This window comes from Parasphingopyxis algicola (assembly GCF_013378075.1).
Taxonomy (GTDB): Bacteria; Pseudomonadota; Alphaproteobacteria; order Sphingomonadales; family Sphingomonadaceae; genus Parasphingopyxis; species Parasphingopyxis algicola.
In genome coordinates this window covers 3,537,885-3,552,649 of the sequence record NZ_CP051131.1, presented here as the reverse complement: position 1 = coordinate 3,552,649, position 14,765 = coordinate 3,537,885, and the positions used below count along the sequence as shown (strand labels likewise).

The window sequence follows — 14,765 nt, the reverse complement described above, 5'->3', positions numbered from 1 at the left end:
TCTCAATTGTCAGGAGCGTCGGATTAGTCGCGCCCTATATAGGGATTTGTGCGCCGCAACAAGGCGTCTATGCGCAAACCACCGGAAGCCGGGGGCACTGGTGTTCAGGCGATAGTGCGGTATGGCGACGCGATGCAGCGCCTCGCGACGATCCTGATCCCCGACCGCTTCATAATCATCCTGCTGGCAATGGTCGGGATCGCCGCGCTGCTTCCCGCGCGCGGCGCCGCTCTGGACTGGCTGGGCACCATCTCGACCGCCTGCATTGTCACGCTGTTCTTCGTCCATGGCGCGCGGCTGAGCCGCCAGGCGGTCCTCGGCGGGTTCAGGCGGCTCAAGCTGCATCTCGCGATCGTCGCCTTCACCTTTCTCGCCTTTCCGCTGCTCGGGCTCCTGCTGACGACGCTCGCGGCACCGTTCATCGATCCCGCCTTTGTGCCCGGTATCCTCTTTCTCTGTGCGCTGCCGACGACGGTCGCCTCCTCGATCGCCATGGTCTCCATGGCGCGCGGCAATGTCGCGGCATCGGTGATCGCAGCCGCCCTCTCCTCGATGCTCGGGGTCGTGCTGACGCCGCTGATGTTCGCCGCGCTGCTTTCGACGTCGGGCGCGCCGATCGATATGTCCGGCATCGGCACGGTCGTGCTGATCCTCGCCCTCCCCTTCGCGACCGGTCAGCTGTTCCGGCCGCTGGCCGGGGCGTGGATCGAAGCGCATCCGGTCGTCGGCCGCACGCTCGACCGGCTGACTATCCTGCTCGCCATCTATGTCGCGCTGTCGGCGGCGGTCGGCGGCGGCCTGCTCGAAGGGATCGGGCTCGGCCGCTTCCTGCTTCTGCTCGCGGCAATGCTGGTGCTCCTGGTCCTCGTGATCGCAACCGCGATGCTCGCCTCGCGCCTGCTCGGTTTCGACTATGGCGACGGCACCGCCCTGCTGTTCGCGGCGATGCAGAAAAGCGTAATTTCGGGAACCCCGATGGCGCGCATCCTGTTCCCGGGCGCCGAAGCCGGGCTCATCATCGTCCCGCTGCTCGTCTATTACGTGCCGATGATGACCGTGTCGGCGATCATGGCGGCGCGGATGGGATCGATTACAGATCAGTAACGGCATTGAAACGATATTGTCATTATTTGCTGGATAATAATTTCTGAACAATCTGCACCAGATTGGTGCTGATAGTGGAAAATAACCCGCCACTAATGCTGTAACTATATTCTCCATTAGAGTAGATTGGGACTGCGCATGTGGCGATTATCTGCGAGTCTGCGTATCCACCGTACTTGATCAGAACAGGGGAATATCATGAAAATTCAAACAGCTATTCTTTCCGCCGCGCTCGGCCTTTCGGCCGTGTCGGCACCGCAGCCCGCCATGGCGCAGGAACGCGTCATGGGCGAGATCATCACAGTCGGCTATCTCTTCTGCCCGCGCGCGACGGTCGAAGCGGCGGGGCAGCTGATAGCGATCAGCCAGAACACGGCGCTGTTCTCGCTGTTCGGCACAACCTATGGCGGCGACGGGCGCACGACTTTCGGAATTCCCGATCTGCGCGGCCGTTCGGGCATCAATCACGGCAGCCGCCCGGGCCTGACGCCGTTCCAGCAGGGCCAGAGCGGCGGGCGCGAGAATATCCAGCTCACGGTCCAGAACATGCCCTCGCACAGCCATACCGGCCGCATGCGCGCATCCAATACCGCCGCGACGATCGACAATCCGACCAACGCGGCGCTGGCCGACTTCAACGACCCGCAGGACATCTACTCCGAACAGGCACCGGACGTCGATATGGCCGCCAATACGGTCCAGACCGACAATACCGGCGGCAGCGTGTCGTTCGACAGCCGCAATCCGTATCTCGTGCTCCGTTATTGCGTGGTCACGAACGGAATCTATCCATCGCGGAACTGAAGGCGCTGGAGGCCGGGGCAGCCGAGGCCGCCCCGGTCTACCCGTCCGTCACAACCACCATCGGATAAGCAGCGCCACCAGCGCCACGGTACCGACGCCGAGGCCCCATAGCGCCGCGAACCAGGCGAGCTTTCGCCAGAGCGGCCCGTCCTCCGCGCGGTCGCCCTCCTCAGTGATAGCCGGCCTCGTCGACCTTGCCGCGAAATACCCAATAGGCCCAGGCGGTGTAGGCGAGGATCACGGGCACGAGGATCGCTGCGCCGATCAGCATGAAGATCTGGCTTTCGCGCGGCGCCGCCGCATCGAAGATCGACACGCTGCCGGGAATGACGTCCGGCCACATCGAAATCGCGAGCCCGACCATGCTGAGCAGGAAGAGGCCCAGCGCCCAGAAGAACGGCCGGTTCTCGTAATTATTCTCCAGATCGCGCCACAGCATGAAGGCAAAAAACGCCACGAGCAGCGGCATCGGGAGCGTGACCAGCAACCCCGGCATGTCGAACCAGCGATCATAATATTGCGGCTCGACGAACGGCGTCGCCAGGCTGACGGCGCCGATCGCGCCGAGCAGCACGGGGGTCAACAGAATCGCGATGCGCCGCGCCTTGTTGTGGAGCCTGCCCGTGCCTTTCATCACCAGCCAGCACGCGCCGAGCATCGCATAGCCGATAACCAGCGCCGCGCCGCACAGCAGGCTGAACGGCGTCAGCCAGTCCCACCAGCCGCCCGCATAGGCCCGGTCCTGCACTTCGATGCCCTGGAGCAATGCGCCGAGCGTAATGCCCTGCGCAAAGGTCGCGATCAGCGATCCGGCGGAGAAGCTGAAATCCCAGAAGCGGCGATGGCCGGGATCGCGCCAGCGGAACTCGAACGCCACGCCGCGGAAAACGAGCGCGAGCAGCATCGCGGTAAGCGGCGCGTAGAGCGCCGGCAGGATGACCGCATAGGCAAGCGGGAACGCCGCCATCAATCCGCCGCCGCCGAGCACCAGCCAGGTCTCGTTGCCGTCCCAGACCGGCGCAATGGTGTTCATCGCCATATCCCGTTCCTGGCCGACCCGGAACGTCTTGAAGAGGATGCCGATGCCGAGATCGAACCCGTCCATCACGACATAGGCGCCGATCGCGAAGGCGATAATGCCCGCCCAGATGATGGTGAGAACGGGATCGCTCATTCGGCGCCCTCCTGCTTGTCCGGCCGGGGCTCTATACCATCCTTGTCGATACCCGCGGCCGGGGTGATGCCCGCGGTGCGGATCGGCGCGTCGGCCACGCCGGTCTCGCCGGGCGCGGGCGGGTGGGACATCAGCTTGAGCAGATAGAGCGTGCCCGCCCCGAAGACGAAGAAATAAACGATGACGAAGGCGATCAGCGATCCGCCGACGGCGGGCGCGCCGATCGCGGAAACCGCGTCCTCGGTGCGCATCACTTCGTGGATCACCCAGGGCTGGCGGCCGACCTCGGTCGTGATCCAGCCGGCAATCACGGCGACGAAACCGGCCGGGCTCATCGCCAGCGCGAACCGGTGCAGCCAGCGGCTGCCGTAGAGCGTCTTGCGCCAGCGCGCCCAGAGGCTCCACAGGCCGAGCGCGAACATCAGGAAGCCCAAGCCCACCATGATCCGGAACGACCAGAAGACGATGCCGACCGGCGGCCGATCCTCGCGCGCCACCGTGTCCAGCCCGTCCAGCCCCTCGTTGATATCGTGCTTGAGGATCAGCGAGCCGAGGCCGGGAATCGCGATCTGGTACCGAACTTCTTCCGCCTCGCTGTCGGGGATCCCGAACAGGATCAGCGGCGCGGCGCGCTCATAGCTGTCGAAATGGCCTTCCATCGCCGCGACCTTCATCGGCTGATGTTCGAGCGTGTTGAGGCCGTGGAGATCGCCCGCGAAAATCTGGACCGGCGCGACGAGCGCGGCCATCCACATCGCCATCGAGAACATCTTCTTCACGGCCGGCAGGTCTCGCCCCTTGAGCATATGCCAGGCCGCCACGCCGCCGACGACGAGCGCCGTCGTCAGATAGGCGGCGATCACGGTGTGGACGAGGCGGTAGTGAAAGCTCGGCGTGAAGACGACGTCCCACCAGCTGCCGTCGAGCACATATTGCCCGGCCTCGTTGACCGCATAGCCGACCGGCGTCTGCATCCAGCTGTTGACCGAGAGGATCCAGAAGGCCGAAACCGCCGTGCCGATCGCCACCATCAGGGTTGCCGTGAAGTGGAGTTTCTTGCCGACCTTATCCATGCCGAACAGCATGACGCCCAGGAAACCCGCTTCCAGGAAGAAGGCGGTCAGCACTTCATAGGCCATCAATGGCCCGATGATCGGCCCGGCCCGGTCGGAGAAGACAGACCAGTTGGTGCCGAACTGGTAGGACATGACGATGCCCGAGACGACGCCCATCGCGAAGGTGATCGCGAAGATCTTCAGCCAATATTTGAACAGCCGCAGATAGACGTCGTCCTTCGTCTTCAGCCACAGCCCCTCGAGCACCGCGAGAAAGCTGGCCAGGCCGATCGAAAAGGCCGGAAAGATGAAATGGAAACTGACCGTGAAGGCGAACTGGATGCGCGCCAGAAGCAGGGCGAGTTCGGCGTCGGCCATGGGCTCTATCTAGCGGGCAGGACCCGAAATTGCAGCCCGGAAAATATGCAAAATCAAACTCATCGAATGCAGTAAATGCAATCGTTTCTCAAAGCCATTTGAGTTTGCGGAAAATCAACAGCTCGACGATCAGCAGGACCGCGAGCGCCGCGCAGGTGATCCAGAAGGCGTCACCGTCATCGACGCCCGGCATGCCGCCGACATTGATCCCCAGCAGACCCGTCAGAAAACTCAGCGGCAAGAAGATCGCGGCGACGATCGACAAGACATAGAGGTTGCGGTTAAGCTGTTCGTTGAGCCGGTTGGCGACATCGTCCTTCAGCACGATCGCCCGTTCGCGCGCGGCGTCGATCTCTTCGATATGGCGCTGCGACCGGTCGGTCGTCTCCCGCAATGTCAGCTTCTGGCGTTCGTCGATCCAGTCGGGCGCTTCGGCCATCATCCGGTTCAGCGCCTCGCGCTGCGGGCCGAGATAACGGCGCAAACCGACCAATTCCTGCCGCAGATTGCCAAGCTGCCGGCGAAGATCTTCCGGATCCCCCTGATCCGCCTGCGCCTCGATCGCGTCCAGCCGGTCGTCATATTCCAGAACCACCGAACCGATCCGTTCGGTCAGCCGGTCGACCAACTCGACGAACAGTTCGGCGATCGTCCTGGGTCCGTTATCGCTTGCGATCAATCTCTCGTAGAGATCGCGGACCGTGCGCAGCTTTTCCTCGCGCACCGTGATCAGCCGTCTGCCGTCGCTCCACATGCGCAGCGCGACCATATCCTCGACCGCGCTGCCCGGATTGAGATTGATGCCGCGCAGGATCACGACGAAGCCCTTGGCTCCGTGAAAGACGCGCGGGCGGGATTCGGGGCTCAGCATCGCGCCGGCGGTCGGCTCGGTCAGCCCGCCGGCGCCGGACAGCCAGTCCCGCACGCGATCCGCCGCGCCGTTGACATGCAGCCAGAGCGGCGCGTCTTCGGGCGTCCAGCTCTCCACGCCGTCCCAGCCGATCCGCTTCGCCCCGCCCGCACCGTCGAGCGAACAGGCGAAGATGAGGCCTTCCGTCTCTTCGAGCGGTGCGCGATCGGTCAGGTTATCGGCGGTTCCGGTCATTTCGCGATCCTAGGCCAGACCCGGCGAGACGCCAAATGTCGAGAGATTGGGCTGTCTCGCACGACATTTCGGAACCGAACGACGATTGCTACTTTGTTCTGGGCTTCGTCATTGCGAGCGTAGCGAAGCAATCCAGAGCAACAGGCGACGCGCTTTGCGGCCCTGGATTGCCGCGTCGCCTTACGGCTCCTCGCAATGACGAGTTCCTAGAACGAAATGACCCTCGATCATTGCCGGAACCCCGAACCCTGCTACCCGAAGACCGACCAGCCGGTCTCCGCGACCAGCGCCTCGAGCGCGATCGAACCGACGGTCGACGTGCCCGCGTCGTTCAGGCCCGGCGACCAGACCGCGACCGCTCCCTCGCCCGGCACGATCGCCAGCACGCCGCCGCCCACGCCGCTCTTGCCGGGCAGGCCGATGCGGAAGGCGAAATCGCCCGAATTGTCGTAATGGCCGCAGCTCATCATCACCGCATTGATGCGGCGGCAGCGCTGCGGCGTGAGGATGCGCTCGCCGGTCACCGGGTCCTTGCCGTCAAAGGCGAGGAACAGCGCGGCGCGCGCGAGCTGGCTGCACGACAGCGCCAGCGCGCAATGCCGGAAATAGGCGGAGAGCACGACCTCCACCTCGTTGTCGAGATTGCCGAAGCTCGCCATGAAATGGGCGAGGCTGCGGTTGCGCGCGCCGGTCTCGCTTTCGGATTTCGCGACCTCGTAATCGATATCGACGCTCTGGTCCTCGGCATGATCGCGCAGCACGCGGAGCAGCATCTCGATCGTCGCATCGGCATCGCCATTCTCGACCAGATGATCGGTGACGACGATCGCGCCGGCATTGATCAGCGGATTGCGCGGTATGCCCTTTTCATGCTCGAGCTGGATGATCGAGTTGAACGCCGAGCCGGACGGTTCGCGCCCCACCCGCTTCCACAATCCGTCGCCGACCTTCTGCAACGCGAGCGAGAAAGTGAAGACCTTGGAGATGCTCTGGATCGAGAAACATTCGTCGGCATCGCCGATCTTGTGGCAGGCGCCGTCCTTGGTCGCGATGGCGAGGCCGAACTTGTCCGGGTCGATCGAGGCGAGCGCCGGGATATAATCGGCCACCTTGCCGCCGCCGCGGTGCGGCTCGACTGCGTCCGCCACTTTTTCGAGAATCTCGTCGATGTCCATCCGGGCTTCATGCCGCCGAACCGACCCAAAAGCCAAACATTATCGGCCTGTAGGTGACATATTGCCCCAGGTGTATTATATCGATAATACGCACCTTGAAAAAACCGCGCCCGGACGGCATCTAGGGGCCAGTCCGAGGAGAAGGAAAACACCCATGGCTACCACACCGGCGAATGAAACCACCACAGCCACCAAGGTCGATACGGGCCTGACGCTCGATGCGCCCGATCCCGTGCCGGCGGTGACCGCCGAAAAGGCGGCCGGGCTCGTGCCCGTCGAACCCGAAAAACAGGCGAAACTCGACCAGAAGGTCAACGGTTTCGTGGACGAGCTGGTCGGGCTCGACGCGAACAGCCCCGAATTCGGCGAGAAGGTGGACCAGATCACCAATATGGGCCGCAAGGAAATCGCCGACGCGGCCGGTCAGTCGAACCGCTTTCTCGATCGGCCCGTCCGCTCGATGGACGAGAATTCGGCGATCGGCACGGACCTCTCCGAACTGCGCCGCACGGTCGAGGATCTCGATCCCGGTTCCCGGGGCGACCTGACGTCGAGACGCAAATTGTTCGGAATCATTCCCTGGGGCAACAAGCTGCGCCACTATTTCGATTCCTACAAGTCCGCGCAGAACCATATCGCGGCCATTCTGAAGCGCCTCGCCTCGGGCAAGGACGAGCTGATCAAGGACAATGCGGCGATCTCGGTCGAGCGGCAGAAGCTGTGGGACGCGATGGGTCGGCTCGAGCAGATGATCTATGTCGCCAAGGCGCTCGACGCGAAGCTCGAGGAAAAGGCGGTCGAGCTGGAAACCACCGATCCGGAAAAATCGAAGGCTATCAAGGAAACCGCGCTCTTCTACATCCGCCAGCGCACCCAGGATCTGCTCACCCAGATGGCGGTGTCGGTGCAGGGCTATCTCGCGCTCGATCTCGTCAAGAAAAATAACGTCGAGCTGGTCAAGGGGGTCGACCGCGCCTCGACGACGACCGTGGGCGCGCTGCGCACCGCCGTGACCGTCGCCCAGGCGATGACCAACCAGAAGCTCGTCCTCGGCCAGATCACCGCGCTCAACGAGACGACCGCGAACATGATCGATTCGACGGGCGAGATGTTGCGCACGACGACCGCCGACGTCCATCAGCAGGCCGCCTCCTCGACCATCCCGATCGAAACGCTGCAGCGCGCCTTCCAGAATATCTACGACACGATGGACGAGATCGACCGCTTCAAGCTCGAGGCATTGGGCTCGATGAAGCAGACGGTGACCGTCCTCTCCGGCGAGGTCGAGAAATCCAAAGGCTATATCGCCCGGGCCGAAGGCGCGGCGAAGAGCCAGGCCACGCCGTTCGAAGCGCTCGAGGGGTGATGTTTTGAAAGACCGGCCGCCCAGTTCCGTAAGCCCTGAGCTTGTCGAAGGGCGTTTCTCCGCCGAAGGTCGTGCTTCGACAGGCTCAGCACTAACGGTTTCATCGGATTCTGAAAAATGACCACCAGCGACCGTATTCTCGCCCAGGCCGACGAGCTGCTCCGCCGCGTCTCGCCGCAGGCGCGCGAGCTCGCCCGCCGCCAGCGCCAGCGCCGACAGCAGGCCTTTCTGCGCCGGCTGCGCCGCGGCATCCTGATCGCGATCGTCGCGATCGTCGGGATGACGGTGACCGGCCTGTTCCTCGGCAGCTTCGGATTCGCCTGGATGATGCTGACCCTGCTCGTCACCTTCTTCGTGCTGGTCGGCGTGCTGATCTCGGGCCGCGAACCGGCGGTGACGCAGGAAAAGCTTATGGAGAGCGAGCTTCCGGCCCTCCCTTCCAATACCGAACAATGGCTGGCCAAGCAGCGGCTCGCCCTGCCCGCCCCGGCCAACCGCAAGCTCGATGCGATCGCCGTGCGGCTCGAGGAACTGCGCCCGCAGCTCGCCAATCTCGATCCCCGCGAACCCGCGGCCGTCGAAGTGCGCCGGCTCGTCGGCGTCGAACTGCCCGAACTCGTCGAAGGCTATAAACGCGTCCCCGACCATCTGCGCCGCGATCCCAGCCATGGCGGTCGCACGCCCGAAAAGCAGCTGGTCGAAGGCCTCGATATCGTCGAGGACGAGATCGGCCGCATGACAAAGCAACTGGCGAGCGGCGAGCTCGACGCGCTGGCAACCCAGGGCAAATTCCTCGAACTCAAATATCGCGGCGACGAGGATATGCGGGACGAGGAAAAGGCTTAAATCCCCGCATACCAGGCGTAATTGCCGACATCCTCCCAATAGCCGCCCTTGCCGCCATGGATGGCGTCGAAGCTCTCGACCGCTTCCAGCCGCATCACGAATTTCGCATGCTTGTAGCCGAGCTGCCGCTCGATCCGCGCGCGGAGCGGCGCGCCGTGGCGTTCGGGGAGCTGTTCGCCATTCATGTCATAGGCAAGGATCGTTTGCGGGTGGAAGGCGTCGATCAGGTCGATGCTCTCATAATAGGGCCGGTTCGCCCGCCCCAGCGTATCGGCGCAATGGAAGACGATATAGTTGGCGGAATCGCGCAGCCCGGCAAGATCGAGAATGCGCGAGAGCGGCGTGCCCGTCCACTGGCCGATCGCGCTCCAGCCCTCGACGCAATCGTGGCGTGTGATCTGGGTGCGGCTCGGCATGGCGCGCAGGTCCGCGAGCGACAGCGACAGCGGGCGCCGGACCAGCCCGTCCACCTGCAGGCGATAATCGGCGAAATTGTTCGCGAGCATCGTCTGATAATCGGCGCCCTGCGCGGTTTCGGCGGTCCGGCTGCCATTGGCGCGGAAGCGCGGGGAGAGATCCGCCAGCGTGAATTCGCGCGCCAGCGCGTTCCGGTCGGTGATCAGGCGTTGCGCACGCATCGTCAGCCCCTCGGCCGAGGCGAGGACGTTTTTCACCCTATCGCTCCGGCTCCAGCTGTCGCAGCCGGCGAGCAGCATGGAGCTGCCCAGTCCGGCGATCAGCTTGCGGCGGTTCGTGATGATGGCCATCAGGCGGCCTCCTCGGCTTGGGGTTGGGCGGGTGCGGGCTTCGCGTCTCGCTCCTTGGGCAGGCGGAATTTGCCGGTGATCATCGAGCGGACCTCGTTGAACGGCCCGGCGAGCACGACCATGATCAGATGCACCGCGATAAAGGCGGTGATCAGGAAGGCGACGATGAAGTGGATCGAGCGCGCCGACTGGCGCCCGCCGAAAATATCGAGCAGCCATGGCCAGGCCGCGTTCATCGTCGGCGACATGGTGAGCCCGGTCAGCACGATCAGCGGCAGCAGCACGAACAGCACGATCAGATAGCTGAGCTTCTGCAATATGTTGTAACTCAGCGCCGCCGCCCCGGTCGGGAAGCGCAGCCGGGCATGCTCCTTGATGTCGTGCCAGATATGTTTGGGCGAAAGCTCCTTGCGCCTGGGCGCGAGATCGCGCTGCACATGGCGGTTGGCGAAGCTCCAGGCCCAATAGGCTAGCCCGGCCAGCACGAAGATCCAGGCGAAGAAGAAATGCCAGAGCCGCCCGGTCGCCAGGCTGTAATAGCCGGGGATTGTCGACCAGTGCGGAAAGGCGCGGGTCGAGATATCGCCGTCGGGTTCGGTCCAGCGGCCGAGAACGCCGGTCGTGTCCCAGCGCCGGTCGCCGATCTCCAGATAGCCGCGATTGTCCTCATTGTAGATTTCGAGCCAGGCCTCGTCGAAATTCGCGCCATAACTGCCCCAGTAGAGCCGCGGATGCGCGTTGAAGATCGAAAGCCCGCTCATCAGCAGGACGATAATCGCGACCGCGTTGGTCCAGTGCCAGAGCCGGGTGGACAGCCGATGACGCTTTACCAGTTCGCCGGGCTGCGGATCGGCCGCTTCGCCATCGTCTCTCGCCATTTCCCAGCCCCTTTTTGATGCCGTCGCCCTGCCATTCGCACCATATGCCCCTGCCGTTACAGGTCAAACCGGATGGAACAGTGCGCCCCGGCGCGCGTTGGCTTGGAACTATGGAGGTAAATAACATGAACAAGCCCATTCTCATCGCCCTTTCGCTGTCGGCCGGCCTCGGCCTGGCGGCCTGTGCCGGCGACGAAACCGCTACCGCCGAAGGCGAAACGGTGGAGACCAGCGCGGACGACGCCTATGGCGCTGCGCCGGAGATGCCCGCCGATCCGCTCGCCGAGGATACCGCGCCGATGGCCGACGCCGATGACGGCTCGCGCCTCAGCGTCGACCCCGAAGGCGCCGAGTTGGATATCCGCGAAGGCAATGTCGACGCCAATGTCAGCACCGAGGGCGATTCCTCGCTCGAAGTCGAATTCTAGGAAGCGGAAGGCCCGGGTGCCAAAGAACGCGCCCGGGTCGCCCCTTCCCCGTTGCGGAGCGTCGGAACTAATCTCCGCTGTTCCGACGCGAAAACACGAAACCATAAGTTGGTAAAATCCACCATTATTCGGCGCTAATCCTCGGTTTTCGCCGATCGAAATATCGCCAAACTCCTGAAAAACAGCCATTTCCCATAATTGGCACGGCTTCTGCATTGGTTAGGTCGTTACCGGCACAAGCCGGGACAGTGCAAACAGGCCAAGGTTCAGGAGATCGAAAATGAACAACCAACTCGGATTGCAGCACCGGCTCTTCGCCGTCGTCGCCGCGGCAGCGGTTTCGGCGATGTGCGTCTTCGGTACGGTCGGACCCGTCCAGGCGGGCGGCGCGAACAGCCCGGTGCCGATCGCTTCCTTCACCAACCCGGGCGGCGTGGCTTAATGGCCACGCGGCTCGATCTTGCTCCGCTCGCCGCGGATTCGGCGCGCAGCTATGCGGCGCCCGCGATCCGCAGCCAGAGCGCGCGGCTCTTCTCGCGGATGCGCGACATTCTCGCCGCCAATCTGAGCGAGATGCTCGATCACAGCCCGGAGCCGGAGCAGATGATCCGGATGATCATCTGCGAAATGGAGGAAACGCTCGTCCATGCACGCGCCTCATTGGTTAGGTCGTTACCGGCACAAGCCGGGACAGTGCAAACAGGCCAAGGTTCAGGAGATCGAAAATGAACAACCAACTCGGATTGCAGCACCGGCTCTTCGCCGTCGTCGCCGCGGCAGCGGTTTCGGCGATGTGCGTCTTCGGTACGGTCGGACCCGTCCAGGCGGGCGGCGCGAACAGCCCGGTGCCGATCGCTTCCTTCACCAACCCGGGCGGCGTGGCTTAATGGCCACGCGGCTCGATCTTGCTCCGCTCGCCGCGGATTCGGCGCGCAGCTATGCGGCGCCCGCGATCCGCAGCCAGAGCGCGCGGCTCTTCTCGCGGATGCGCGACATTCTCGCCGCCAATCTGAGCGAGATGCTCGATCACAGCCCGGAGCCGGAGCAGATGATCCGGATGATCATCTGCGAAATGGAGGAAACGCTCGTCCATGCACGCGCCTCCACCGCGCGGCTGATCGCCGACCACAAGGAATTGCTGGCGGCCCGTGAGGGGCTGCGGAAGATCGCCGAAAGCTGGCACGAAAAGGCCGAACTCGCGGTGTCGCGGGATCGGGACGATCTGGCGCGCCAGGCGCTCGTCGAAAAGGGCAAGGCCGATGCGCGCGCCGCGGAGATCGCCGCGGAAAGCGACGCGCTCGCCAAGTCGATCGACACCAACCATGCCGATATCACGCGGCTCCAGACGAAATTGAGCGAGGCCTGCCGCCGCCGGAGCGCCATCCGCGCGCGCCTCGAATCCGCCGAAAACAGCATCCGGCTGCGCGAAATACTGAACGGCGGCGCATTGCACGACGCCTTTTCCCGCTTCGACGATCTGGAGCGGAAGGTCGACGCGGCCGAGGGTCATGCCGAAGCCGCCGCGCTCGGCGCCGAGCCCGAGCCGCGCCCCGAGGACGACCCGGTGGTCGCCGCGCGGATCGATGCGGAACTCGAAGAATTACGCAAAAAGACGGCCCGTCCGGCCGCCTAGAACAGGAAAGGGAGACTGGAGATGGGATATCGCTACGAAAGAAACGCCGTCGTGAAGCAGGAGCGCCGGGTTCTCGGCGTATGTGCCGCGATCGGAAATTCGCTCGGCGTCCGGGCATTGTGGGTGCGGATCGCAACGGTCGCCCTGACCATCTTCGTCACCGCCTGGATCATCCCGGCCTATCTGATCGCCGGCTGGGCGCTGCACCGCGCCAAGGCCAATCGACGCGCGCATTATGCGAGCGAGGCCCGCTATATCGGCACCGAACGCCGCTATCTTTCCGAATCCAGCCGCCTGCTCGCCCATCGCGACAGTGCGCTGTCCCGCGAGATCGATGCGCTCCGCTAAACGGCGCGATCCAGGGGCTGGGCAGCCGCCCCGGTCAGGCGGGCGAAACGCTGTTCCCGAGATAGTCTGAAACCATCGAGCGCACATCGACCCGGGCCTTGAGCCGCGCCGCGATGAGCGCCGTGCCGCTGATCTTGCGCTGGACGAAGAGCGTATCGGCGGGCGGAATGTGCCAACTCGCTCGATCCTCGGCCACCGCCATGCCCTGATCGCGCAACACCGAGACAAAGGCCCGGTCGCCGAAATCGAAGGCGTCGCGCCGGTTCATCTCCTCGACGATGATATCGATCATTTCGTCCACCAGCACGCGATGGCGCACCACCGCCGTCTCGTTGATAAAGCCCGCCGCGATCGCCGCGGCGCGTACCGCGTCCCGGTCTTCGGACAGGCCGGCGGCGAGCAGATCGCGATACCCATTGGCGGTTTCCGCCGCGACCGGGCGTGTCGCACCGAAATCGAGCAGGACGAGCTTCCCGCTATCGGGCTGATAACGGTAATTCGCAAAGTTGGGGTCGGTCTGCATGACGCCGAATTCGAACAGTTCGCGCAGTACCAGCCGGATCAAGGCCTCCATCAGCGCGTCGCGACGCTCCTGACTTTCGCCGACGGCGCGTTCGATCGGCACGCCTTCGATAAAGGTCATCGCCAGCACGCGGCCGGTCGTGAGGTCGGTCTGCAGGCCCGGCACCAGGTAATCGGGATCGCCGTCGAGCAATGCGGCATAATCGCGCATCTGCGCGCCTTCGTGCAGATAATCCGCCTCGGCGCGCAGCTGCGTCTTGGCCGCTTCGAGCAACGGCCCGATTTCGAGTTCGTTGGGCAGCAGTCCCGAAACCCGAAGCAGGGTCGCGACATTGTCGACATCGGCATCGATGCTTTCGCGCACGCCCGGATATTGCACCTTGATCGCCAGGGCCCGGCCGTCCTTCGTCGTCGCCCGGTGGACCTGGCCGATCGACGCGGCGGCCAGCGGCGTGGCATTGAAATGGGCGAATTGGCCGCGCCAGTCGCGTCCCCATTCGCTTTCGAGCACGCGGTTGAGCTGGCCGGGCGGCATATGATGCGCCTGGTCGCGCAGCCGCGCCATGATCTCCGCCAGTTCCCGGGGCAGCATGTCGCCCGCGTCCATCGATATCATCTGGCCGAGCTTCATGGCCGCGCCGCGCAAATGCGACAGCCGCTCCGTGAGTTTCGAGAAATTGCGCGGCGTCATGACCAGATCGCGCATGCGCGGCCTTTCGCCGGAGGCGATCCGCCGCGTGCCCTCCGCGAGAACCCCGCCCGCGACGCTGCCCGCGAGCCGGCCGAAGGAGCCCAGGCGCGAAAGCCGGCTCCTGGGTACGCTGCGCGATCGGCGTTTCGAAGGCTGGTCGGTCATGGATGCAACTGTTCGGCCGATGGAAGGGAACGGTTGCCGATATAGGCGTCCCCTGCCCGATTGCATCGATGGCCTTTGGGCCATGGTCGGAATCGCGATGTCGGAAAAAACGGCCCGCTGGATGCCCCGCGTGGATTCGAACCACGATTGACGGAGTCAGAGTCCGTAGTCTTACCATTAGACGACGGGGCAAACGGGAGGCGGCGACATAGGCAGCCCGGCAAATCCTGTCAATCCGCTCCGCTTGCCCTTTTGCGCCTCTTTGCGCTAGTCTGACTTCCAAGTACCGGCGGCACCAGCCGTTTCGGAAAACATAAGAGTCAGAA

General features: G+C 64.1%; 17 protein-coding genes and 1 tRNA gene. 10 read left to right on the top strand and 8 right to left on the bottom strand.

The annotated features are described in order from the left end of the window. Positions 1–69: 69 nt before the first annotated feature. Both HFP57_RS17320 and HFP57_RS17315 read left to right on the top strand, forming a co-directional pair. Positions 70–1,104 (top strand): bile acid:sodium symporter, encoded by a 1,035-nt coding sequence (locus HFP57_RS17320; RefSeq protein WP_176870967.1) that lies wholly within the window; start codon positions 70–72, stop codon positions 1,102–1,104. 198 nt (positions 1,105–1,302) lie between these two features. Beyond that, entirely contained in the window at positions 1,303–1,908 is a 606-nt protein-coding gene (locus HFP57_RS17315) for a phage tail protein (RefSeq protein ID WP_176870966.1), read from the top strand. Positions 1,909–2,077: 169 nt separating this feature from the next. Here the strand turns inward: HFP57_RS17315 and cydB are convergent, their stop codons facing one another. From cydB to HFP57_RS17295, 4 genes are all read right to left on the bottom strand, one after another. Then, positions 2,078–3,082 (bottom strand): cytochrome d ubiquinol oxidase subunit II, encoded by a 1,005-nt coding sequence (gene cydB / locus HFP57_RS17310; RefSeq protein WP_176870965.1) that lies wholly within the window; start codon positions 3,080–3,082, stop codon positions 2,078–2,080. Next, positions 3,079–4,515: a cytochrome ubiquinol oxidase subunit I gene (locus HFP57_RS17305; RefSeq protein WP_176870964.1), complete on the bottom strand. Its 1,437-nt coding sequence runs from the start codon at positions 4,513–4,515 to the stop codon at positions 3,079–3,081. The genes cydB and HFP57_RS17305 overlap by 4 nt, the downstream gene beginning before the upstream one ends. 88 nt (positions 4,516–4,603) lie before the next feature. Beyond that, on the bottom strand, positions 4,604–5,620 hold the full coding sequence (locus HFP57_RS17300; protein ID WP_176870963.1) for a zinc transporter ZntB: 1,017 nt from the start codon (positions 5,618–5,620) through the stop codon (positions 4,604–4,606). Between the two features lie 251 nt (positions 5,621–5,871). Continuing rightward, on the bottom strand, positions 5,872–6,795 hold the full coding sequence (locus HFP57_RS17295) for a glutaminase (protein ID WP_176870962.1): 924 nt from the start codon (positions 6,793–6,795) through the stop codon (positions 5,872–5,874). A 154-nt stretch (positions 6,796–6,949) separates the two neighbouring features. On the opposite strand from HFP57_RS17295, the gene HFP57_RS17290 reads away from it, so the two are divergent. Next, positions 6,950–8,161, top strand: a complete 1,212-nt coding sequence (locus HFP57_RS17290) for a toxic anion resistance protein (RefSeq protein WP_176870961.1) — start codon at positions 6,950–6,952, stop codon at positions 8,159–8,161. A 117-nt stretch (positions 8,162–8,278) separates the two neighbouring features. Beyond that, positions 8,279–9,007, top strand: a complete 729-nt coding sequence (locus HFP57_RS17285) for a hypothetical protein (RefSeq protein ID WP_176870960.1) — start codon at positions 8,279–8,281, stop codon at positions 9,005–9,007. On the opposite strand, the gene HFP57_RS17280 is transcribed toward HFP57_RS17285, so the two are convergent. Then, entirely contained in the window at positions 9,004–9,774 is a 771-nt protein-coding gene (locus HFP57_RS17280; RefSeq protein WP_176870959.1) for a molybdopterin-binding protein, read from the bottom strand. The two genes, HFP57_RS17285 and HFP57_RS17280, sit on opposite strands and share 4 nt — an antisense overlap. Further along, the gene (locus HFP57_RS17275; RefSeq protein WP_176870958.1) at positions 9,774–10,652 is read right to left on the bottom strand and encodes a cytochrome b/b6 domain-containing protein; all 879 of its coding nucleotides are present in this window, start codon (positions 10,650–10,652) and stop codon (positions 9,774–9,776) included. The genes HFP57_RS17280 and HFP57_RS17275 overlap by 1 nt, the downstream gene beginning before the upstream one ends. A 125-nt stretch (positions 10,653–10,777) precedes the next feature. Here HFP57_RS17275 and HFP57_RS17270 point away from each other — a divergent pair, with 125 nt between their 5' ends. From HFP57_RS17270 to HFP57_RS17245, 6 genes are all read left to right on the top strand, one after another. Beyond that, positions 10,778–11,080: a hypothetical protein gene (locus tag HFP57_RS17270; RefSeq protein WP_176870957.1), complete on the top strand. Its 303-nt coding sequence runs from the start codon at positions 10,778–10,780 to the stop codon at positions 11,078–11,080. Between the two features lie 280 nt (positions 11,081–11,360). Then, positions 11,361–11,522 carry a hypothetical protein gene (locus HFP57_RS17265; RefSeq protein WP_176870955.1) on the top strand — a complete coding sequence of 54 codons (162 nt, stop codon included), beginning with the start codon at positions 11,361–11,363 and terminating at the stop codon, positions 11,520–11,522. Further along, a complete protein-coding gene (locus tag HFP57_RS18220) occupies positions 11,522–11,809 on the top strand; it encodes a PspA/IM30 family protein (protein WP_176870956.1) in 288 nt (95 codons plus the stop codon). The genes HFP57_RS17265 and HFP57_RS18220 overlap by 1 nt, the downstream gene beginning before the upstream one ends. Further along, positions 11,806–11,967, top strand: coding sequence for a hypothetical protein (locus HFP57_RS17255; RefSeq protein ID WP_176870955.1), 162 nt, complete (start codon positions 11,806–11,808; stop codon positions 11,965–11,967). The genes HFP57_RS18220 and HFP57_RS17255 overlap by 4 nt, the downstream gene beginning before the upstream one ends. Next, positions 11,967–12,713 carry a PspA/IM30 family protein gene (locus HFP57_RS17250; RefSeq protein WP_176870954.1) on the top strand — a complete coding sequence of 249 codons (747 nt, stop codon included), beginning with the start codon at positions 11,967–11,969 and terminating at the stop codon, positions 12,711–12,713. The genes HFP57_RS17255 and HFP57_RS17250 overlap by 1 nt, the downstream gene beginning before the upstream one ends. A 21-nt stretch (positions 12,714–12,734) precedes the next feature. Beyond that, a complete protein-coding gene (locus HFP57_RS17245) occupies positions 12,735–13,061 on the top strand; it encodes a PspC domain-containing protein (RefSeq protein ID WP_176870953.1) in 327 nt (108 codons plus the stop codon). A 34-nt stretch (positions 13,062–13,095) separates the two neighbouring features. On the opposite strand, the gene HFP57_RS17240 is transcribed toward HFP57_RS17245, so the two are convergent. Continuing rightward, entirely contained in the window at positions 13,096–14,439 is a 1,344-nt protein-coding gene (locus HFP57_RS17240; protein WP_176870952.1) for an ABC1 kinase family protein, read from the bottom strand. A 118-nt stretch (positions 14,440–14,557) separates the two neighbouring features. Beyond that, positions 14,558–14,631: transfer RNA gene (locus tag HFP57_RS17235), tRNA-Gln, on the bottom strand. Between the last annotated feature and the right edge of the window lie 134 nt (positions 14,632–14,765).